The organism is Streptomyces albidicamelliae, assembly GCF_025642175.1.
GTDB lineage: Bacteria > Actinomycetota > Actinomycetes > Streptomycetales > Streptomycetaceae > Streptomyces > Streptomyces albidocamelliae.
The window spans coordinates 4,077,786-4,097,703 of the sequence record NZ_CP106795.1; the positions used below are offsets into that span (position 1 = coordinate 4,077,786).

The window sequence follows — 19,918 nt, forward strand, 5'->3', positions numbered from 1 at the left end:
GTGTCGAGGGGTGGCGCATGTCCAGGGAGCAACGCGGGCCGAACGAAAAGCTCGGCGCCGTTCTCGCCCTCGCGGGAATCAGCAACGCAGGACTCGCGCGACGCGTCAACGACCTTGGCGCTCAACGCGGGTTGACTCTTCGCTACGACAAGACCTCCGTGGCGCGCTGGGTGTCGAAGGGCATGGTGCCGCAGGGTGCCGCGCCCCACCTCATCGCGGCCGCCATCGGACAGAAGCTGGGCCGCCCGGTGCCGCTCCACGAGATCGGCCTGGCGGACGCGGACCCCGCACCCGAGGTGGGCCTCGCCTTCCCCCGGGACGTGGCACAGGCGGTGAGATCGGCGACGGAGCTGTACCGGCTCGACTTCGCCGGGCGCCGCGCCGGCGCGGGCGGCATCTGGCAGTCGCTCGCCGGATCGTTCGCGGTGAGTGCGTACGCGACGCCCGCCTCACGATGGCTGATAACCCCCGCCGACAGCTCGGTCGCGCGGGACACGGACACCACCGAGGGCTCCGGCGCACCGATCAAAGTCGGCCACAGCGATGTGCAGAAGCTGCGGGAGGCCGCCGAGGACGCCAGGCGGTGGGACTCCAAGTACGGGGGCGGGGACTGGCGTTCGTCGATGGTGCCGGAGTGCCTGCGGGTGGAGGCGGCGCCGCTGCTGCTCGGCTCCTACTCCGACGAGGTCGGCCGCGCCCTGTTCGGCGCCTCCGCGGAACTCACCCGGCTCGCCGGGTGGATGGCCTTCGACACCGGGCAGCAGGAGGCCGCGCAGCGGTACTACATCCAGGCACTGCGGCTCGCGCGCGCGGCGGCCGACGTCCCGCTGGGGGGCTATGTGCTGGCCTCCATGTCGCTCCAGGCGACGTACCGGGGCTTCGGCGACGAGGGCGTCGACCTGGCGCAGGCCGCGCTGGAGCGGAACCGGGGACTGGCGACCGCGCGCACGATGAGCTTCTTCCGGCTGGTGGAGGCCCGGGCGCACGCGCGCGCGGGGGACGCGCAGGCCGCGGGCACGGCGCTGAAGGCCGCCGAGGGCTGGCTGGAGCGGTCCCGGGAGGGCGACAACGACCCCTCCTGGCTCGGCTTCTACGGCTACGACCGGTTCGCCGCGGACGCCGCCGAGTGCTACCGGGACCTGAAGGCACCCCGGCAGGTGCGCCGCTTCACCGAGCAGGCGCTGTCGAAGCCGACGGAGGAGTTCGTGCGGTCGCACGGGCTGCGCCTGGTGGTCTCGGCCGTCGCCGAGCTGGAGTCGGGGAACCTGGACGCCGCCTGCGAGCAGGGGGTGCGGGCCGTGGAGGTGGCCGGGCGGATCTCCTCGGCGCGGACCACGGAGTACGTGAAGGACCTCCTGCACCGGCTGGAGCCGTACGGGGACGAGCCACGGGTGGTGGAGCTGCGCGAGCGGGCCCGGCCGCTTCTGATGGCACCGGCGTAGCCGACGCCTGGGGCGTTTGAACGCGTTGTCAGTGGCGCAGTGCACTATCGAGGTGGGAGGTGGTGCAGGTGCGGCAGGGCGCGTACGACTGCGACGTGCTGGTGATCGGCGGGGGCATCGTCGGGCTGTCCACGGCGTACGCGATCACCCGGGCGGCGCCGGGTACGCGCGTGACCGTGCTGGAGAAGGAGCCGGGGCCGGCCCGCCACCAGACGGGGCGCAACAGCGGGGTCATCCACAGCGGGATCTACTACCGCCCGGGCTCGCTCAAGGCGCGGTACGCGGTGCGGGGCGCCGCCGAGATGGTGAAGTTCTGCGCCGAGTACGGCATCGCGCACGCCGTCACCGGCAAGCTGATCGTCGCCACCGAGCGCGAGGAGCTGCCGCGGCTGCACGCGCTCGTGCAGCGCGGCCGGGAGAACGGCATCCCGGTGCGCGAGCTGGGCCCCACCCAGATCGCGGAGTACGAACCGGAGGTGCGCGGCCTCGCCGCGATACACGTGGGCTCGACCGGCGTGTGCGACTACGTCGGGGTCGCGCGGCAGCTGGCCCACGCGTCCGGCGCGGAGATCCGGTACGGCGCGCGGGTCGTCCGGGTGGACCGGCGGCCGGAGCGGGGCGTGGCCGTGCTCACCGCGAGCGGGGAGATCGTCCGCGCGCGCGTGCTGGTGAACTGCGCGGGGCTGTACTGCGACGAGGTGGCGCGCCTGACCGGCGACGAACCCGGGGTGCGGATCGTGCCGTTCCGCGGGGAGTACTACGAGCTGGCGCGGCCGGAGCTGGTGCGCGGGCTGGTGTACCCGGTGCCGGACCCGGCGTTCCCGTTCCTCGGGGTGCACCTGACCCGGGGCATCGACGGAGGCGTGCACATCGGGCCGAACGCGGTCCCGGCCCTGGCCAGGGAGGGGTACGACTGGGGCGTCGTCCGGCCCCGGGAGCTGGCCGGCACCGTCGCCTGGCCGGGGTCCTGGTCGATCGCCCGGCAGCACTGGCGGTACGGCGCGGGGGAGCTGCGCCGCTCGCTGTCGAAGGAGGCGTTCCTGAAGGCGGTGCGCCGGCTGCTGCCCGCCGCGGAGGCCGGTGACCTGGTGCGGGCGCCCGCCGGGGTGCGCGCGCAGGCGGTGCTGCGGGACGGGACGCTGGTGGACGACTTCCTGATCCGCGAGGGGACGCGGGCCGTGCACGTGCTCAACGCGCCGTCCCCCGCGGCGACCGCCTCGCTCCCGATCGGCCGGGAGGTGGGGCGGCGGGTGCTGGACCTGCTCGGTTCGCTGTGAGCGGGCGCGCCCGCGGGGCCCCGTAAAATCTGTCTCACTGTGTCTGACTTCCTCAACGCTCCCGAAGCCCCCTCGCCGGCCGCGCACGCGCCCGGTGTGTCCGTTCGGCACACCCGGGCCAAGGGGGAACCGCGGTTCCCCGACGGGCCCAAGGCCGATCCGGCCGGGTCGCACTTCGAGCGGCGGATCCGCAGCTTCCAGCCGCGGCGCAGCCGGGTGACGTCCGGGCAGGCCGACGCGCTGCAGCGGCTGTGGCCCAAGTGGGGACTGGACATCGACGGGCAGCGGGTCGTCGACCCGGCCGAGCTGTTCGGGAACGCCAACCCCGTCGTGCTGGAGATCGGCTTCGGGATGGGCGAGGCCACCGCGCAGATGGCCGCCGCCGACCCGGACACCAACATCCTCGCCGTCGACGTGCACACCCCGGGGCAGGGGAACCTGCTCAACCTCGCCGACCACAACGGTCTCGCCAACGTCCGGGTGGGCAACGGCGACGCCATCATCCTGCTGCGGGAGATGCTCCGGCCCGACTCGCTGGACGGGCTGCGCGTCTACTTCCCGGACCCCTGGCCCAAGAAGCGGCACCACAAGCGGCGGCTCATCCAGCCCGAGTTCCTGACGCTCGCGGCGACCCGGCTCAGGCCCGGCGCCGTCGTGCACTGCGCGACCGACTGGGAGCCGTACGCCGAACAGATGCTCGAGGTGCTCAGTGCGCATCCCGACTTCGAGAACACGCAGGCAGAGGGCGGTTTCGCGCCACGTCCCGAGTTCCGGCCGCTGACCCGTTTCGAGGGGCAGGGACTGGACAAGGGACATGTCGTGAACGATCTGCTCTTCCGGCGCGTACCGCACCGGGATCGATAGTCGCCGTCGACGACAGCGCGGGGCGGGGCCGACGGCCCAGGCGGCCGGGGCGGCCCCCGGTCCGGTAATCCGCTCCAGCCTGTCGTTCCGTGACCGTTAGGGTCGATGCCGTGGCCACCAGTCCTCCGTACCCCACTCCTCCCGCGGGCCCCGTCTCCGGGGGGCTCCGCCACCCGCACTGGTGGCAGCGCGGATGGGTGCGGTACGGGGCGCTGATCACGCTGCTGGCGCTGTCCGGGCTGGTGATCCTCGCGCTCGTGCGGCGGCAGACCGGCACGGAGGGGTTCCTGGTGGGCCTCGGGCTGGCCGTGCTCCCGGTGCCCTGGCTGACGGCCGCCTTCCGGTGGCTGGACCGGGTGGAACCGGGTCCCTGGCGGAACCTGGTCTTCGCCTTCGCCTGGGGGGCGTGCGCGGCGGCGCTCATAGCCATCGTCGCCAACAGCTTCGCGACCAAGTGGATAGCGACCTCCACCGCGGATCCGGCTGGCGCCGACACGCTCGGGGCCACGGTGATAGCGCCGATCGTGGAGGAGTCCGCGAAGGCCGCCGCCGTGCTGCTGGTCTTCCTCTTCCGCAGACGGGACTTCACCGGGCTGGTGGACGGCGTGGTGATAGCCGGGATCACCGCCACCGGGTTCGCGTTCACCGAGAACATCCTCTACCTGGGTACGGCCTTCGGGGCGGACCAGCTGACCGGCGGCCGCGGTATCGCGTCCGTCACCGCCGCCACCTTCTTCGTGCGCATCGTGATGTCCCCGTTCGCGCACCCCCTGTTCACCGTGTTCACCGGCATCGGCTTCGGCATCGCCGCGCTGTCCGGGGAGCGCCAGCACCTGAGGCGGGTGCTGCTGCCGGTCTGCGGGCTGCTGCTCGCGATGAGCATGCACGCGTTCTGGAACGGGTCCTCCACCTTCGGCCCGCTCGGGTTCTTCGCCGTCTACGGCGGGTTCATGGTGCCCGCGTTCGCCCTGCTGACCTGGCTCGTGATCTGGACGCGGCAGCGGGAGCTGCGGACCGTGCGGGAGGAGCTGCCGGCGTACGTGCTGGCCGGGTGGCTGGGACCGGCCGAGCCGTACGCGCTGGGGTCGATGCGGGCGCGGCGGATGGCCCGCGACTACGCCCGGCACCACTTCGGGGGGCGGCCCGCGGCACGGACGGTGGCCCGCTACGAGGCGTACGCGACCTCGCTCGCGTTCCTGCGGCACCGCGGCCGGCAGGGACGGGCCCGGGCCGACTTCGTCGTGCGCGAGCGGGAGTTGCTGACGGAGCTGTGGCGGCGCCGGGAGCTGGCACGCCCCGCCCTGGAGTACGCGGCGCGGACGCTGGCGCCGGCCCGCCCGCCGTACGGCGCCCCGGCACCCCACTGGTACGCCGGGTACCCGGCGGGCCCCTACTCGGCGTACAACCCGTACCGCACCTGAGCGCGGGCCCGGCCGGCCCGGGCGCCCGCCGGCCGGGAGGCCGGTCCGGCGGGGCCGGCGGTGGGCGCGGTGTCAGGCCGACGCGTCCGTCAGTTTCTTCAGGTCGTCGTCCGTCAGGGTCAGGCCGGCCACGCCCAGGAGGTCCGGGAGCTGTTCGACCGTGCGGGCCGAGGCGATGGGGGCCGTGATCGTCGGCTGGGCGGCGAGCCAGGCCAGGGCGACCGTGGCGACCGGGGCCCCGTGGGCGGCGGCGATCTCGTCCAGGGCGGCCAGGACCCGCCCGCCGCGCTCGGACCGGGCGTACTTCGCGCCCGTGCCGGCGCGGGGACTGTCGACGGTCGTACCGGGGCGGTACTTGCCGGTGAGGAAGCCCGCCGCGAGGGAGTAGTAGGGCACCGCGGCCAGGCCCTCGCGGGCGGCCAGGTCCTGCAGCGGGCCCTCGTAGGTGTCGCGGGAGACCAGGTTGTAGTGCGGCTGGAGGGCGACGTAGCGGGCCAGGCCCTCGCGGTCGGAGAAGTCCAGGGAGGCCCGCAGCCGCTCGGGGCTGATGTTGGAGGCGGCGATGTGCCGGACCTTGCCCGCCCTCACCAGCTCGTCCAGCGCGCCGATGATCTCCTCGACCGGCACCTCGGGCTTGTCGAAGTGCGTGTAGTAGAGGTCGATGCGGTCGGTGCCGAGACGGCGCAGGGAGGCGTCGGCGGCGGCCTTGATGGTGGCCGCGGACAGGCCCTGGTACTCGGGGTGCTGGCTGACCTTGGTGGCGATGACGACGTCGTCGCGGTTGCCGCGGGCCTTGACCCACTTACCGATGATCGTCTCGGACTCGCCGCCGGAGTTGCCCTCCACCCAGGCGCTGTAGCTGTCGGCGGTGTCGACGAAGTTGCCGCCCGCGGCGGCGTAGGCGTCGAGCACGGCGAAGGAGGTCTGCTCGTCGGCGGTCCAGCCGAAGACGTTGCCGCCGAGGGAGAGGGGGAAGACCTCGAGGTCGGAGGAACCGAGTGTGCGCAGAGAAGTCATGGTCCAAGTCAACGCCGACGGCGAATGATCTCTTCCGCCGTCGGCGCCGGGTTCCCGCGAAAGGGTGTCAGGGGGTGAGGCCCTTGCCCCGCAGCCAGGCCATGGGGTCGATGCCCGTGGCGTCGCCGCCCGGGTGGACCTCCAGGTGGAGGTGCGGGCCGGTGACGTTGCCGGTCGCGCCGACCCGGCCGATGAGCTCGCCGGTGGAGACCTTCTGGCCGACGGAGACGCTGATCGAGGACTGGTGGCAGAACCACAGCTCGGTGCCGTCGTCCAGGGTCAGGACCGTGCGGTAGCCGTAGGAGCCGGCCCAGCCCGCCTGCGTGATCGTGCCGCTGTGGATGGCCTTGATGAGGGTGCCCGTGGGGGCCGCGAAGTCGAGGCCGGTGTGGTACCCGGAGGACCACATCGAGCCGGCCTGGCCGAACGTCGAGGTGATCGTGTACGAGGACGTCGGCAGGGTGTACTGCTTGGCCAGTTCGGCCAGCCGCTTCTCCTCGGCCGCCTTCTTGGCCTCGGCCTGCGCCTTGGCGGCCGCGGCCTCGGCCTTCTCCTTCGCGGCGGCGGCCTTGGCGGCGGCTTCCTTCTCCGCCTTCGCGGCCGCGTCGGCGGTCAGCTTCTCGGCGGTGGCGAGCCTGGCGGCGGTGGCCTTGCTCTCGGCCTGGCCCTTCTGCTGCTCGGCCTGGGCCATGATCCGGCTGCGCAGGGCCTCGCCCGCGTCGGTGTCCTGCTCGCTGCCGGCGGAGGTCACCCCGACGTCGCTGAGCCCGGTGGCCTCGGAGGTCTTGGCGGAACCGTCGTCGAAGAGGGAGCCGACGTTCGGCAGGTCCGGCAGGGAGATGGAGACCGGCGGCTTGCCGGTGTTGGCGCTGGCCATCCCGCCCGCGCCGACCGCAGCGATCACGCCGACGCCGAGGACGGTGGAGCTGCGGGCGAACCCGCCGCGCTGCTTGGCCACGCGGTGCCGCCCGCGGACCGGGGTGAGGGACTCCTCGGTGGGGTTCCACTCCTCCCAGGGGCCCTCCTCGGCACGGTAGGAGGCGTAACCGAAGGTCTCGCTCTCGGCTTGAGCCGGTATGAACGGGACTTCTGGGGCAGGCCGGTTGGACGCCACGCGGGCGCGCTCCTTTCCTTCCTCCGCCTACCGGGTTAGCTGACGGGTTCGGAGCAGGAAGGTCTCCTACGCGCGTATACCCGGCGTGGACTCAAGGGAGTTCACCCAGGCAGCCGCGTGATTCACCCCAGGGTGGTGGTTCCCCGGTTCCCTTACGGGATTCGGCGCGTGCGCACGGAGCCGTCGCGGGTGACGGCTGGGACGACCGCGCTGCGTTATCGAACGTTAATAGACCCGCGGGGCACTTTCCAAGCCGTTCGGCTTGATCATTAACCTTTTCCGCCGTGGACTTAAGCGCTGCCATCCTTGCAAACCGGGCGAGTTGGCCGCGATTCAGGAGTCACAGAAGTTTTGATGGTGACTCAGATGCCCTGCGCTCGGCGCTCGTCCGATCACTGTCGGTGAACGGTGCCCGGACCGGGCCCGGGAAACACTCAGGGCCGGAATCCATGAACTGGATCCCGGCCCTGAGCCTTCAGTAGCGGGGACAGGATTTGAACCTGCGACCTCTGGGTTATGAGCCCAGCGAGCTACCGAGCTGCTCCACCCCGCGTCGTTGTGTCTTCAGCATACGTCATGCACGGGACCATGAGCCAATCGGTTTCCCGGGGCCCCTTTCCGGCGTGCCGCGGGGCGGGGCCGGTCAGGCCGTCAGGTGGGCGTTCGGGGCCTTGGCGAGCGCCTCGAACTCCGGGAGCACGACGACCTCGGCCCCGCCGTCGCGCAGGACGCCCGTGCCGTCGGCCCCGGCCACGAAGGTGTCCGGCTCCCGCCAGGCGGTGACCACCCGGCGCGCCCCGGACCGCAGGATCAGCTCGGCACAGGGGGCGGGGCGGGAGGCGCGGCGGGCGCAGGGTTCCAGGCTGCTGTAGACGGTGGCGCCGGGCAGTGCCGGGTCGGCCGGGTCGATCCTGGCCAGGGCCGCCTCCTCCGCGTGGACCACGGGGTCGCCGCCCTCCCGGGAGTGACCGCGGGCGAGCTCGGTGCCGTCGGCGGCGACCACGACCGCGCCGACGCTGAACGCCGTCTCCGAGGGCGGGCACTGGGCGGCGAGCTCACAGGCGGTGCGCAGCCAGCGGCGGTCGGCGGCGGTGGGGACCGGGCCGGCGCCGGGGGCGGTGGGCTCGTACCGCATGAGGACGACGTCCTCGATCCGGCGGGTCTCGACCAGACGGAGCCGTCCGCCCTGGTACTCCCCGGGGCCGAACAGCCGCGGGGCCGCCGGGTCGCCGACCAGGAGCGGGGCGAGGACCAGCTGGAGTTCGTCGGCGAGGCCCTGCGTCAGGAGCTGGGTGTGCACCCGGCCGCCGCCCTCGACCATGAGGCGTTCGACCCCGCGCACGTCGTGCAGGTGCTCCAGCAGGGCCCGCCAGTCGAGGTCGGCGCCGAGCGCGACGACGTCCGCGGTGTCCCCGAGGAGGCGGGAGGCCACTTCGGCGCCCTTGTCGGTCGTGCAGACCAGCTTCTCGCCGCCGGTGTGCCAGAAGTGGGCCCCGGGGTCGAGGTCGCCGGTGGCGGTGACCGTCACCTTCAGGGGGTAGGCGGGCCGGCCGGACGCCACCCGGGCGGCGCGGCGCTCGGCGGAGTTGACCAGCAGCCGCGGGTTGTCGGCGCGAATGGTGCCGGCGCCGATCAGGATGGCGTCGACGGAGGCCCGCACCGCGTCGACCCGGTCGAAGTCGGCCGGGCTGGAGAGCAGCAGCCGATCGGGGCCGGTGTCGTCCAGGTAGCCGTCGAGGGAGACGGCGGCGGACAGCAGTACGTACGGCAGGGGCATCGGCGTACTCCCTCACGGTGACCCGGCGCACCTCACCGGATCTTGGTTCAACTTTGAAACAAACTTACACTGACAGCATGACGACCCGCTGGCTCACCCCCGAGGAGCAGCGCGCCTGGCGCGCCTACATGGCCGCCTCCCGCCTCCTGGAGGACGCGATCGACCGTCAGCTCCAGCAGGAGGGCGGCATGCCCCACCTGTTCTACTCGGTGCTGGCCAACCTCTCCGAGGCGCCCGAGCGGCGGCTGCGCATGACCGACCTCGCCGAGACGCTGAAGATCACCCGCAGCAGGCTGACGTACGTGGTGACGCGGCTGGAGCGGGACGGACTGGTGCGCCGGGAGGACTGCCCCTGGGACAAGCGCAGCAGTCTCGCGGTGCTGACCGACGCGGGGACGGCCGTGCTGGAGCGTACGGCACCGGGGCACGTCGACACGGTGCGCGCCACCCTCTTCGACCGGCTCACGCCGGAGCAGGTGGGGCAGCTGGAGGAGATCTGCACGGGGATCGCGCGCGGGCTCCAGGGGGCGGACGACGAGCGGCCGACCACCGAGGACGTGCCGTGGCGTCGGCGGTCCTCGCCCTGCTCGGGAGCCCAGCCGGAGCCGCCGGCGGGACGCGCCCCCGAAGGTCGTTGATTTAACTTTGAAGCATGCGATAGGGTCCCGGCCGAGCGTCTGCTTCAAATCTGAAACAGACGGGACGACACCGGAGGCCCGTATGCCCGACACCCCCGCCGCCACCCCGCGCGCCCGCGTCCGGGTGCCGCTGCGCTTCCCCGACGGCTACAGCACCGACGCGGAGCTCGTCACCTTCCACGGGCTCACCGACGGCCAGGAGCACGTCGCCGTCGTCCTCGGCGACCCCGGCCCGGTCCCGCTGGTGCGCCTGCACTCCGAGTGCCTGACCGGCGACGTCTTCGGTTCGTCCCGCTGCGACTGCGGCCCCCAGCTGCGCGAGGCCGTCGAGCGCATCGCCGAGCGCGGCGGCGTCCTGCTCTACCTCCGCCAGGAGGGACGCGGCATCGGCCTCTACAACAAGCTCGACGCCTACGCCCTCCAGGACCAGGGCCTCGACACCTACGAGGCGAACGCCGCCCTCGGCCTCCCGGAGGACGCCCGCGACTACACGGCCGCCGCGCAGATGCTCGCCGCCCTCGGCATCGGGGAACTGGACCTGCTGTCCAACAACCCCGACAAGGCCGGGCAGTTGCGCGCCCTCGGCGCCGTCGTCCGCGACCGGGTGCCGACGGGTGTCTTCACCACGGCCCACAACGTCCGCTACCTCCGCGCCAAGGTCCTGCAGACCCAGCACACGCTGCCCCTGGCCGAACTGCACGAGCGGAACGAGCGGAACGAGCGGAACGAGCTGAGCCCGGCGGGATGAGCCGGGCCGGACGGGCCCGAGAAGCCACGGACAACTGCAGGTGCAGTACTCTGCCCGCAGTGGTGTCAGCGCGTACTGCAGGGAGCCGTGACCCGTGGTGAGACGGAACGACCAGCGGCGCGCCGCGCTCGTGGACGCGGCGATCGAGGTACTGGCCCGGGACGGCGCCCGTGGGCTGACCTTCCGCGCCGTGGACGCCGCGGCCGCCGTGCCCGTCGGTACGGCGTCCAACTACTTCTCCAGCCGGGACGACCTGCTCACCCAGGCCGGCGCCCGCGTCTACGAGCGGCTCCAGCCCGACGAGGCGACCCTCGCCCGCCAGCGCGACGCCGGCCGCGACCGGGCGACGTACACGCGGCTGATGCGCGAACTCGTCGGCCGGGTCGCCTCCTTCCGCACCGGCTACCTCGCGCTACTGGAGCTCCGCCTGGAGGCCACCCGGCGCCCGGAACTGCGCGCGGTCCTCACCGAGCGCGTCCGCGCGGACCTCGACGCCAATGTCGCGTACCACGAGGCCTCCGGCCTGCCCGGCGACGCGACGGCCGTCAAACTGCTCTATCTCGCCCTGAACTGGCTGATCGTCGAGCAGCTCACCCTGCCCGACGTCCTCACCGAGGCGGAGCGGGAGGAACTGGTGGCGGCGGCGGTCGAGCGGATCGTCCGGAGTACGGCGCCCTGACGCGGCCTCGCCCGCGCCCGGAACACAACGCGGCGCCCGGACGGCCGAAGCCGAACCGGGCGCCGCGTCGCAGGCCAGAGGGCATGAAGCCCGCCTGCGGACCGTAGGCCCTGTGGGACTCGAACCCACAACCAATGGATTAAAAGTCCACTGCTCTGCCAATTGAGCTAAGGGCCCTGGCGATGTTGCTCGTCCGAGCATAGCCGGACGAGGCCGGGTCTCCGATCGGGTATCGGCGACCCGGCCGCGTCGGACGGGGACGGAGCGGCAGGTTGGTCACTTTTCGACCGGCTCCAGGGTGGGGGCCGGGGTCCGGTTGAGGAACCAGTGGCGTGCCGAGGCCAGCCACCAGGTGGCGGCGAAGCCGAGGACGACGAGGACGGCGACCGGGGCGTAGTTGAAGGTCTTCCCGGTGACCGGGGCGACCTGGGGGAGCATGAACAGGATCGTGATCGCGGCGACCCAGACCACCGAGACGACCCCGATCGGCTTCGACCAGCGGCCCAGGTGCCAGGGCCCGCGTTCGAAGGCGTCGCCCTTGCGCACCCGCAGGAAGGTCGGGATGACGTACGCGATGTAGAGGCCGATGACCGCGATCGAGGTCACCGCCGCGTAGGCCGTCGAGTTGATGAGGTAGGGCAGGCCCAGGGCGAGCGCGCCCAGCGCGGCCAGCCAGACCGCCGCCACGGGGGTGCGGGTGCGCGGGCTGACGGTGTGCCAGACGTGCGAGAAGGGCAGCGCGCCGTCCCGCGAGAAGGCGTAGATCATCCGGCTGTTGGCGGTGACGGAGGCCATGCCGCAGAAGAGCTGGGCGCCGATCACCACCAGCAGCAGGAGCTTGCCGGTGGTGGCGCCGAGGGCGTCGAGCAGGATCTGGGCGGGCGGTGCGCCGGTGGGCGAGGCGAGTTCGCGGTCGTAGGACTGGATCGCGAAGGTGAAACCCAGCAGCAGGACGAAGCCCGCGATCCAGGACGTCCAGATGGAACGGACGATGCCCTTGGGCCCCGCCGTGGAGGCGTCGTGGGTCTCCTCCGTCATGTGGGCCGAGGCGTCGTAGCCGGTGAAGGTGTACTGGGCCATCAGCAGGCCGAGCAGGACGACGTAGAGGCCACTGCCCCAGCCGGTCTCGTTGACGAAGTGCGTGAAGACGAACGACGCCGACCGGTGGTGGTCGGGCACGAACGCCAGCGCGCCGACGATGACGGCGACCCCGAGGACGTGCCACCACACGCTCACGCTGTTCAGGAAGGCGACGATGCGGACGCCGAAGGTGTTCAGCAGGCCGTGCAGCACCAGGATCGCCGCGAACAGCAGGACCGTGCGGCCGGGCGTCACCTCGAAGCCGAACTGGAGGTTCAGGTAGGCGCCGAGGAAGGAGGCCGCGCCGAAGTCGATGCCCGCGGTCACCGCGACCTGGCCCAGGACGTTGAACCAGCCGGTGAACCACGCCCAGGCCGCCGCCGAGCGCGGGGGCGCGAGGCGGTGCGCCCAGAAGTACAGGCCGGCCGAGGTCGGGTAGGCGGAGCAGATCTCGGCCATCGACATGCCCACGAGGAGGGTCATCAGACCGACCGCGACCCAGCCCCAGGTGATCACCGCGGGGCCGCCGGTGATCATGCCGAAGAGGTACAGGGTGAGGCAGCCGGACAGCACCGAGATGATGGTGAAGGAGACTGCGTAGTTCGAGAACGCCGACATCCGGCGGGCGAGGACCTGGGTGTAGCCGAGTTGGGCCAGTCGTTCCTCGTCCGACGGCCCGCTCGCGCTCGCGTCATCTGTCATGCCCCCAGCAATTCCCTCGCCGGGGGCGTGACATGCGCCACTGCTGGTACCGGTGTGACCCCAGGAGGCCCGTGCGGCCCCGCCGGCCGCCGGAGACCGGTGCCCGGACACGCGGAAGGGCCCGCACGACCGGAGTCGTACGGGCCCTTCCCTCAGGTCACTCGGCGTCAGCCGTTGCGCTTCCAGCGCGGCTTGTCGTCGCGGCGGCCGAAGGAGCCGGTGCCGCGGTGGTCGTCACGACGGCCGAAGGGGCGGTCGTGACCACCGGAGCGGAAGCCCGGGCGGTCGTCGCGGCGGTCGCGGTTGAACGGACGGTCGCTGCCCCGGTGCCCACCGCGCTCGTCCCGGCGGAAGCCGCCGCGGTCGTCACGGCGCTCGAAGGAACGGCCACCACGGTCACGGTCGAACGGACGGCGCTCCTCGCGGCGCTCGAAGCCACGGCCGCCACGGTCACCCCGGTCGCCCCGGTCGCCGCGGTCGTCACGACGCTCGAAGGAACGGCCACCGCGGTCGCCGCGGTCGTCACGACGCTCGAACCCACGGTCACGGTCGCGGTCGAACGGACGACGGTCGTCACGACGCTCGAAGGAACGGCCACCACGGTCACCGCGGTCGTCACGACGCTCGAAGGAACGGCCACCACGGTCGTCACGACGCTCGAAGGAACGGCCACCACGGTCACCGCGGTCGTCCCGGCGGTCGAAGCCACGCCGCTCCTTGCGCTCGTAGGGCGCCGAAGCCGGACGCTCCTCGCGCTGAGCCTCGCGCTCGGCCGCCTGCTCGACGGCGGCGGCCGCCTCGACCACGGCCTCCGCCGCGGCCGCCTGGGCCTCGGCCACCGCGGTCTCGGGGTCCTCGCCGCGCTCACGGGCGACCCGGGCGACCAGACGGTCGGCCTCCTCGCGCAGTTCGGTCGCACGGCGCTGGGCGCGCTCCAGCTGCTTGCTGAGCTGGGCGACGTCCCGCTCGGCCTGCTGGGCGGCGTTGCCGGCGGACTCGGCCTGGACCTCGGTCATAGAGCGGGCGCCGGTGATCTCGGCGACCTCCGGCTCGAAGGCGGCACCGCCCTGGATGATGTGGCGGCCCGCGTCGACGCCGGCGTCCTCCATGAGACGGAAGATCTGGCGACGCTGGTGCGGCAGCGAGAGGGAGACCACGGTGCCGGTGCGGCCGGCACGCGCGGTACGGCCCGCACGGTGCAGGTAGTCCTTGTGGTCACCGGCCGGGTCCACGTTCAGGACCAGGTCGATGCCGTCGACGTGGATACCGCGGGCGGCGACGTCGGTGGCGACCAGGACGTTGACGTAACCGTCCTTGAAGTCGGCCAGGGTGCGGGTACGGGCGCCCTGGGTCATGCCGCCGTGCAGCGCGTCGGCCTTCACGCCGGACTCGCGCAGCTGCTCGGCGACGCGGTCGGCGCCCAGCTGGGTGCGGACGAAGATGATCGTGCGGCCCTTGCGGGAGGCGATCGCGGCCGTGACCGGCGCCTTGTCCTTGGGCTTCACGATGAGGATGTGGTGCGACATGGTCGTCACCGCGCCCTGGGCCGCGTCCACCTCGTGGGAGACGGGGTTGTTCAGGTAGCGGTCGACGAGGGTCTGGATCTCGTTCTCCATGGTCGCGGAGAACAGCATCCGCTGGCCGCCGGCCGGGACCTGGTCGAGCAGCTCGGTGACCTCGGGCAGGAAGCCCAGGTCGGACATCTGGTCGGCCTCGTCGAGGACGGTGATCTGGACGTCCTCCAGGGAGCAGGCGCCGCGGTTGATGATGTCGCGCAGGCGGCCCGGGGTGGCGACGAGGATGTCGACGCCGCGCTCCAGGGCGTAGATCTGGTTGCCCATGGACGTACCGCCGCAGACGACCTTCATCTTCAGGCCGAGGACGTCGCCGTAGGGCTGCAGGGCGTCGGCGACCTGCATGGCCAGCTCACGGGTGGGGGTGAGGATGACGGCACGCGGCCGCTTCTTCTCGGTGCGGCCGCCGGCCAGGATGGCCAGGGTCGGCAGACCGAAGGAGAGGGTCTTGCCGGAGCCGGTGCGGCCCCGGCCGAGGATGTCCTTGCCGGTCAGGGCGTCCGGGATGGTCGCGGCCTGGATCGGGAAGGGGGTGGTGACGCCGTTCTGCGCGAGCTTGCGCACCACGCCCTCGGGGAGGCCGAGGTCGGCGAAGGTGGTCTGGGGGGTGGTGTCAGGGGCCTCGGGGGCCTCGGTGACCTCGGACGTCACGTCAACGAGCTCGTTCTCGTTCTCGGACACGACGAACTGATCAGTACTGGACACGGACATGCGAATGCGAAACCTTCCGGAGTCTCTTCGGCACGCGCCCGTCAACTCCGTGATTCGCTCACGACCGCCTCAATGCGGTCCGCCACGGCAAGGGAGAGTACGCGCCACACGGCGCGCTCTGTGGTGGCGCCGGGCAAATGGGATCAAACGATCTACCACCATACGCACCCCCCACCCCCGAAGGCAAACCGATCGCAGGAGACGCCCGCCACACCGCCTCCTCACCCGTCGGCCGCACGGGACCCTCACGCGGCGGCGCCCGCCGCGGGCGCCGGCTCCCGCTGGACCAGCTGCGGCCCCGTCTCCTCGTGCGCCGAGGAGGACGGCTCGGGCCGACGGCGGCTCCGAGGCGGGCGGCGGCGGGGTGGAGGCGGGCGGCGGCTCGGGCGGGGCGGAGGTGGGCGGGGGCGTCGGCTCCGCGCCGGTGGGCGCGGGGTCGCCGGGCTTGACCGTCTTCCCCGGCTTCGCGGGCGCGGTGGTCGTACCGGCCGTCCCGGACGGCGTGGCCGAGGCCGACGCCGACTTCCCGTGCTTCGCCTTGCCGCCGTGCCCGTGCTTGCCGTCACCCGCCCCGCCGCCGTACCCGAACCCGCCGGGGCCGCCGCCCGGACCGCCGTTCGGGGCTCCGCCCCCGTGCTGCCCGGCGGAGTGGGAGGGCCGGGCGGGCCCCGCGTCGTCGCCCACGCTGACACAGCCGGCGGCGGCGGCGACGGTCAGCACCGCGGCGGCCAGACGGGCGGGTACGGACAAGGGGCGCACGGCGGCCACCTCCGGGGGCGGGAAAAGGAGTCAACCTCCCCAACTCCCGCCGCCCGCAAGAGGACACGCGCCGCGTTCGAATCGGCGCTCAGCCGTGGCTCACCCGTAGCCCAGCGCGTGCAGCCGCGCGTCGTCGATGCCGAAGTGATGGGCGATCTCGTGGACCACGGTCACCTCGGTCTCCGCGACGACGTCCTCGCGGGACGCGCACATCCTGAGCGTCGGACCCCGGTAGACGGTGATCCGGTCGGGCAGCACGCCCGCGTACCACTCGCCCCGGTCGGTCAGCGGGGTCCCCTCGTACAGCCCGAGCAGCTCGGGGTCGTCGGCGGGCGGCTCGTCCTCGACGAACACCGCCACGTTGTCCATGAGCCGCGTCAGCTCCGGCGGGATCCGGTCCAGCGCCTCGGCGACCAGTTCCTCGAACTCCTCGCGCGTCATCTCCAGCACACGGTCATTGTCCGGTACGGAAGGCTGGATCGCGGGGCCCGCGCACGCGCGCGGGAAGTCGCCGGCGCCTGCCGGGGTGCCGCATACCGCCGTGGGGACATGGGCATACGGGTCCAATGGCCCGCGTCCCCGTCGCAGCCCTGGACCGCATGCTGAACCGCACCCCGAACCGCAACCGCCGCCGCGGCGGTAAACCGCCCGCCCTCGAACTCGCCGTCCGCCCCCGGCCCTGGCTCAGTGCCCTCGGCCTGACGACGGTGGTGCTGATCGGCGCCTGGCTGGGCCTGCTGATCGTCGGCAACGTCCGGGCCCCGGTCGGCCCGATGAACACCACGATGGCGCTGCGCCCGTCCCTCACCGGCGGCACGAAGATCAACATCTCCCCGCTGGGCGCGCTGACGCTCGACAGCCATGTGGCCCCCGTCCGCCTGGACGTGAACGTCGACCAGCTGGACCCGCTGCGCTCGCAGGCCCTGGTGGACCATCCCGAGCGGCTGTCCGGCCTCCAGGACGAGGTCACCGACGACGTCGAGCACGGCACGCTCGACCTGGCCGTGCGCTCGTGCGTCGCCGTCGTCACCGGCGCGACCGCCCTCGGCCTCGCCGTCTACCGCCGTCCGCGCCGCGCCCTCGCGGCGGGCGGGCTGGCCCTGGCGCTGCTGGCCGCCTCGGGCGCGTCGGCGTACGCCACCTGGAACCCGAAGTCGGTCCTGGAGCCGAAGTTCTCCGGACTGCTGAGCTCGGCCCCGTCCGTGGTCGGCAACGCACGCAGCATCGTCACGGAATTCGACGTCTACCAGAAGGAGTTGGCCCGCCTGGTGACGAACGTGACCAAGCTCTACGACGTCACGTCCACGCTCCCGGCCTACCAGCCCGACCCCTCCACGATCCGGGTCCTGCACGTGTCGGACATCCATCTGAACCCGGCGAGCTGGAAGATCATCGCCTCGCTGGTGAAGCAGTACCGGGTGAACGTGATCGTCGACTCCGGCGACACCATGGACCACGGCGCGGCGGCGGAGAACGGCTTCCTCGACCCGATCGGCGACCTGGGGGCGCCGTACGTCTGGGTGCGGGGCAACCACGACTCGCGCACCACCCAGCGCTACCTGGAGCGCATCAAGAACGTGCACGTCCTGGACGACGGCCGGGCGGAGACCGTCGGCGGGCTGCGCTTCGCGGGCATGGGCGATCCGCAGTTCACCCCCGACCGCTCGGCCGTGCCCGGCGGGGACAAGGCGGAGGAGCTGGCGGGCGACCGGCTGGCCAGCGCCCTGCGGGACCAGCGCGCGGCCGGCACCCCGGCGGACGTGGCGATCGCCCACGAGCCGGCCGCGGCCCGCGAGACCGACGGCGAGGTGCCGCTGGTGCTCTGCGGGCACCTGCACCACCAGGGCACCGAGATGCTGAAGTACGGCACCCGGCTGCGCATGGAGGGCTCGACCGGCGGCAGCGGACTGCGCGCGGTCGAGCGGCAGTACCCCGCGCCCATCGAGGCCTCGATCCTCTACTTCGACCGCGACAGCAAGCGCCTGCAGGCCTGGGACGCGATCAAGCTGGGCGGTCTGGGGCTGACGACGGCCGAGGTCAGCCGCCACCTCGCGGACGAGAACGGGATCGGGGCGTCCCAGGGCCCCACACCGTCCGGGACCCTGTCCGGCACGCCCTCGGGCACGCGCTCGGGCACGCCCTCCGGTCCGGCGTCCCGTCGGGCCCCGTAAACCGTTTTGGCGATCCTCCCCGCCATCCCATATGCTTCTCACGTCCCCGACGCGCTGAGAAGCGCCCAGGCGGGCCGATAGCCCTCATCGTCTAGCGGCCTAGGACGCCGCCCTTTCAAGGCGGTAGCACGGGTTCGAATCCCGTTGGGGGCACGCAAGATCGTGTGCGACACTGTTGCACACACGCTTGGTCCTGTGGAGCAGTTTGGAGTGCTCGCCACCCTGTCAAGGTGGAGGCCGCGGGTTCAAATCCCGTCAGGACCGCTGAGGTTTCACGTGAAACCTCGTGGCTGGGTAGCTCAGTTGGTACGAGCGTCCGCCTGAAAAGCGGAAGGTCGCCGGTTCGACCCCGGCCCCAGCCACCGCAGCGAAACCCCCTTCCGGGTTACCGGAAGGGGTTTCGTCGTCTCCGGGACAGCGCTACGTTCAGGCTGATCGGACCGGTGGGTCCGCGGGCGGCTGCCGGGGGGAAGAGATGAGCCGGGACGACGAGGCAAGAGCCATTCGGGAGACCGAACTGGAGAAGGACCGGGCGCGCTACGGGCTGCTCGCGATCCTCGTCAGCAATCTCGCGATCGCCGGGGTCGCGATCTTCGGCGTATGGCGGCTGGACGGCGACAAGGCCGTGATCGTCGGTGTGCTGACCGCCGCGTTCACCGCGGTCAGCAGCATGACCACGGCCTATCTGGGGATCAAGGCGATCTCCAACACCGCGAAGTCGATCGCCCTCGGTGACGCGGCGGCCCGCCGGCACGCGGAAGCCGTCCCGGCGGCACCACCCGCCCCGCGCGCCCCCTAAGCACCGCGCACCCCTAGGCCGCGTGCGCGGGGCCGCTCGGCCGGCCACCCGGATGCCGGTGCCGCCAGATCAGGAAGACCGCGCAGGAGACGACCGCCCAGCCGGCCAGCACCAGGAACGGGAAGGCGTGCTGGTGCCCGCGGAAGTACACCGCCGTGTGCTGGGCGTTCACCGACGCGCCGGGCGGCAGCCAGCGTCCGACGAGGCCGAGCGGGGACGGCAGCAGCGGCCAGGAGACCGCACCACCGGACGACGGGTTGCCCAGCAGCACCATCAGGCCCCAGGTCGGCAGCATGGCCCAGCGCCCGACGAGGGTGTTGAACATCGTGAACACCATGCCGGACGCGAACATCGTCAGGCTGAGGATCGCCCACGACTCCACGAACGGCAGGTCGAGCGCCCCCAGCAGCCAGTCCACCACGGCGGCGATCACGAACCCGCCGAGCACGGCGTAGGCGGCGGTGAACCCGATGCGTTCGACGGGGTTCAGCGCCCGTGCGTGCACGCTGAGCTGGATCGCGCCGACGAAGCCGATGATGACGGCCGCGAGGGAGATGTAGAAGATCGCCAGCCCTCTGGGATCGCCCTTCTGCAACGGCTTGAGATCGTGCACCACCACGGGCGTGCCGGTGGCCGTGCCCACCTTCAGTGCCGCCTCGCCGAGCACCTGGGCGACCGACGCCCCGGACGCCGAGGACACGTCCAGGGTGATCGCCCGGCCGACGGGCGCCTCGAACACCGCGAACACCTCCTGCTCGTCCACCGCGCGCACCGCGTCCGTCCTGTCGCCGTACTCGCGCAGCTCGAGGGAGGTGTCCAGGGCCCGCTCCATGCCCTCGACGAACCGCCGGGCCGCCGGATCGCCGTAGGGGCCGATCACCGCCGTGGGAATCCTGTGCGGGGTCGGATTGGCCATGGCGTACGTGTAGGAACCGGCGAAGAGGCCGGCCGCGGCGGCGATGAGCAGCAGCAGGACCGTCGCCGGGAGGAAGGGGGACGTGCGGAACCGGGCGAAGCGCTCCGCGCCGGTGGGCGGCCGACCGTGCTCTCCATGCGGCGAATCGGGCATACCGGATACTTTCCCATCGTTGTGCGGTGCTCGCCGGGTGCGGGCCGCCCCCGTCCGGCCGGCCCGTTCACCGCTC

Annotated in this window: 16 protein-coding genes, 5 tRNA genes and 1 riboswitch; of the genes, 12 read left to right on the forward strand and 9 right to left on the reverse strand. The window is 72.5% G+C overall.

Features of this window, described 5'->3' with window-relative positions; translation table 11 throughout:
• The first annotated feature begins 17 nt into the window (after positions 1-17).
• The 4 genes from N8I86_RS18765 (at position 18) to N8I86_RS18780 (ending at position 5,004) form a co-directional block, all read left to right on the forward strand.
• A complete protein-coding gene (locus N8I86_RS18765) occupies positions 18-1,442 on the forward strand; it encodes an MFS transporter (protein ID WP_073886938.1) in 1,425 nt (474 codons plus the stop codon).
• A 59-nt stretch (positions 1,443-1,501) separates the two neighbouring features.
• Positions 1,502-2,719 (forward strand): L-2-hydroxyglutarate oxidase, encoded by a 1,218-nt coding sequence (gene lhgO / locus N8I86_RS18770; protein ID WP_263278273.1) that lies wholly within the window; start codon positions 1,502-1,504, stop codon positions 2,717-2,719.
• A gap of 39 nt (positions 2,720-2,758) precedes the next feature.
• Positions 2,759-3,583 carry a tRNA (guanosine(46)-N7)-methyltransferase TrmB gene (gene trmB / locus N8I86_RS18775; RefSeq protein WP_073886942.1) on the forward strand — a complete coding sequence of 275 codons (825 nt, stop codon included), beginning with the start codon at positions 2,759-2,761 and terminating at the stop codon, positions 3,581-3,583.
• Positions 3,584-3,693: 110 nt separating this feature from the next.
• Positions 3,694-5,004 (forward strand): PrsW family intramembrane metalloprotease, encoded by a 1,311-nt coding sequence (locus N8I86_RS18780; protein ID WP_123437441.1) that lies wholly within the window; start codon positions 3,694-3,696, stop codon positions 5,002-5,004.
• Between the two features lie 72 nt (positions 5,005-5,076).
• On the opposite strand, the gene N8I86_RS18785 is transcribed toward N8I86_RS18780, so the two are convergent.
• The 4 genes from N8I86_RS18785 to N8I86_RS18800 form a co-directional block, all read right to left on the reverse strand.
• On the reverse strand, positions 5,077-6,021 hold the full coding sequence (locus N8I86_RS18785; protein ID WP_073886945.1) for an aldo/keto reductase: 945 nt from the start codon (positions 6,019-6,021) through the stop codon (positions 5,077-5,079).
• Positions 6,022-6,088: 67 nt separating this feature from the next.
• Positions 6,089-7,135, reverse strand: a complete 1,047-nt coding sequence (locus tag N8I86_RS18790; protein WP_073886947.1) for a M23 family metallopeptidase — start codon at positions 7,133-7,135, stop codon at positions 6,089-6,091.
• Positions 7,136-7,144: 9 nt separating this feature from the next.
• A riboswitch (cyclic di-AMP (ydaO/yuaA leader) is annotated at positions 7,145-7,312 on the reverse strand.
• A gap of 302 nt (positions 7,313-7,614) precedes the next feature.
• Positions 7,615-7,688: transfer RNA gene (locus N8I86_RS18795), tRNA-Met, on the reverse strand.
• 90 nt (positions 7,689-7,778) lie between these two features.
• Positions 7,779-8,912, reverse strand: coding sequence for a dihydrofolate reductase family protein (locus N8I86_RS18800; protein WP_123437438.1), 1,134 nt, complete (start codon positions 8,910-8,912; stop codon positions 7,779-7,781).
• Positions 8,913-8,989: 77 nt separating this feature from the next.
• Between N8I86_RS18800 and N8I86_RS18805 the strand changes: the two genes are divergently transcribed.
• From N8I86_RS18805 to N8I86_RS18815, 3 genes are all read left to right on the forward strand, one after another.
• The gene (locus N8I86_RS18805; RefSeq protein WP_263278274.1) at positions 8,990-9,550 is read left to right on the forward strand and encodes a MarR family winged helix-turn-helix transcriptional regulator; all 561 of its coding nucleotides are present in this window, start codon (positions 8,990-8,992) and stop codon (positions 9,548-9,550) included.
• 82 nt (positions 9,551-9,632) lie between these two features.
• Entirely contained in the window at positions 9,633-10,298 is a 666-nt protein-coding gene (locus tag N8I86_RS18810; protein ID WP_073886951.1) for a GTP cyclohydrolase II, read from the forward strand.
• Positions 10,299-10,392: 94 nt separating this feature from the next.
• Entirely contained in the window at positions 10,393-10,977 is a 585-nt protein-coding gene (locus tag N8I86_RS18815; protein WP_123437435.1) for a TetR/AcrR family transcriptional regulator, read from the forward strand.
• Positions 10,978-11,081: 104 nt separating this feature from the next.
• Here the strand turns inward: N8I86_RS18815 and N8I86_RS18820 are convergent.
• The 4 genes from N8I86_RS18820 to N8I86_RS18840 form a co-directional block, all read right to left on the reverse strand.
• Positions 11,082-11,154 (reverse strand) — tRNA-Lys (locus N8I86_RS18820).
• A gap of 99 nt (positions 11,155-11,253) precedes the next feature.
• Complete coding sequence (locus N8I86_RS18825; RefSeq protein ID WP_073886955.1) at positions 11,254-12,759, reverse strand: amino acid permease; 1,506 nt, start codon at positions 12,757-12,759, stop codon at positions 11,254-11,256.
• Between the two features lie 167 nt (positions 12,760-12,926).
• A complete protein-coding gene (locus N8I86_RS18830) occupies positions 12,927-15,044 on the reverse strand; it encodes a DEAD/DEAH box helicase (RefSeq protein ID WP_263278275.1) in 2,118 nt (705 codons plus the stop codon).
• A gap of 858 nt (positions 15,045-15,902) precedes the next feature.
• Positions 15,903-16,253: a metallopeptidase family protein gene (locus N8I86_RS18840; RefSeq protein WP_185091318.1), complete on the reverse strand. Its 351-nt coding sequence runs from the start codon at positions 16,251-16,253 to the stop codon at positions 15,903-15,905.
• Between the two features lie 116 nt (positions 16,254-16,369).
• Here N8I86_RS18840 and N8I86_RS18845 point away from each other — a divergent pair, with 116 nt between their 5' ends.
• The 5 genes from N8I86_RS18845 (at position 16,370) to N8I86_RS18865 (ending at position 18,773) form a co-directional block, all read left to right on the forward strand.
• On the forward strand, positions 16,370-17,974 hold the full coding sequence (locus N8I86_RS18845; RefSeq protein ID WP_263278276.1) for a metallophosphoesterase family protein: 1,605 nt from the start codon (positions 16,370-16,372) through the stop codon (positions 17,972-17,974).
• Positions 17,975-18,054: 80 nt separating this feature from the next.
• Positions 18,055-18,127: transfer RNA gene (locus tag N8I86_RS18850), tRNA-Glu, on the forward strand.
• 36 nt (positions 18,128-18,163) lie between these two features.
• Positions 18,164-18,238: transfer RNA gene (locus N8I86_RS18855), tRNA-Asp, on the forward strand.
• A gap of 24 nt (positions 18,239-18,262) precedes the next feature.
• A tRNA-Phe gene (locus N8I86_RS18860) sits at positions 18,263-18,336 on the forward strand.
• 113 nt (positions 18,337-18,449) lie between these two features.
• Entirely contained in the window at positions 18,450-18,773 is a 324-nt protein-coding gene (locus tag N8I86_RS18865; protein ID WP_185091316.1) for a hypothetical protein, read from the forward strand.
• A 13-nt stretch (positions 18,774-18,786) separates the two neighbouring features.
• Here N8I86_RS18865 and N8I86_RS18870 read toward each other — a convergent pair whose 3' ends face one another.
• A complete protein-coding gene (locus tag N8I86_RS18870; protein WP_263278277.1) occupies positions 18,787-19,842 on the reverse strand; it encodes an ABC-2 transporter permease in 1,056 nt (351 codons plus the stop codon).
• Positions 19,843-19,918: the final 76 nt, after the last annotated feature.

Excerpts from the sequence above, each read along its gene's own strand:
- N8I86_RS18830 (WP_263278275.1), bottom strand. The coding sequence starts at position 15,044 with ATGTCCGTGTCCAGTACTGATCAGTTCGTCGTGTCCGAGAACGAGAAC.
- N8I86_RS18800 (WP_123437438.1), bottom strand. The coding sequence starts at position 8,912 with ATGCCCCTGCCGTACGTACTGCTGTCCGCCGCCGTCTCCCTCGACGGC.
- N8I86_RS18845 (WP_263278276.1), top strand. The coding sequence starts at position 16,370 with ATGGCCCGCGTCCCCGTCGCAGCCCTGGACCGCATGCTGAACCGCACC.
- N8I86_RS18870 (WP_263278277.1), bottom strand. The coding sequence starts at position 19,842 with ATGCCCGATTCGCCGCATGGAGAGCACGGTCGGCCGCCCACCGGCGCG.
- N8I86_RS18765 (WP_073886938.1), top strand. The coding sequence starts at position 18 with ATGTCCAGGGAGCAACGCGGGCCGAACGAAAAGCTCGGCGCCGTTCTC.
- N8I86_RS18805 (WP_263278274.1), top strand. The coding sequence starts at position 8,990 with ATGACGACCCGCTGGCTCACCCCCGAGGAGCAGCGCGCCTGGCGCGCC.
- N8I86_RS18810 (WP_073886951.1), top strand. The coding sequence starts at position 9,633 with ATGCCCGACACCCCCGCCGCCACCCCGCGCGCCCGCGTCCGGGTGCCG.
- N8I86_RS18825 (WP_073886955.1), bottom strand. The coding sequence starts at position 12,759 with ATGACAGATGACGCGAGCGCGAGCGGGCCGTCGGACGAGGAACGACTG.
- N8I86_RS18785 (WP_073886945.1), bottom strand. The coding sequence starts at position 6,021 with ATGACTTCTCTGCGCACACTCGGTTCCTCCGACCTCGAGGTCTTCCCC.
- N8I86_RS18865 (WP_185091316.1), top strand. The coding sequence starts at position 18,450 with ATGAGCCGGGACGACGAGGCAAGAGCCATTCGGGAGACCGAACTGGAG.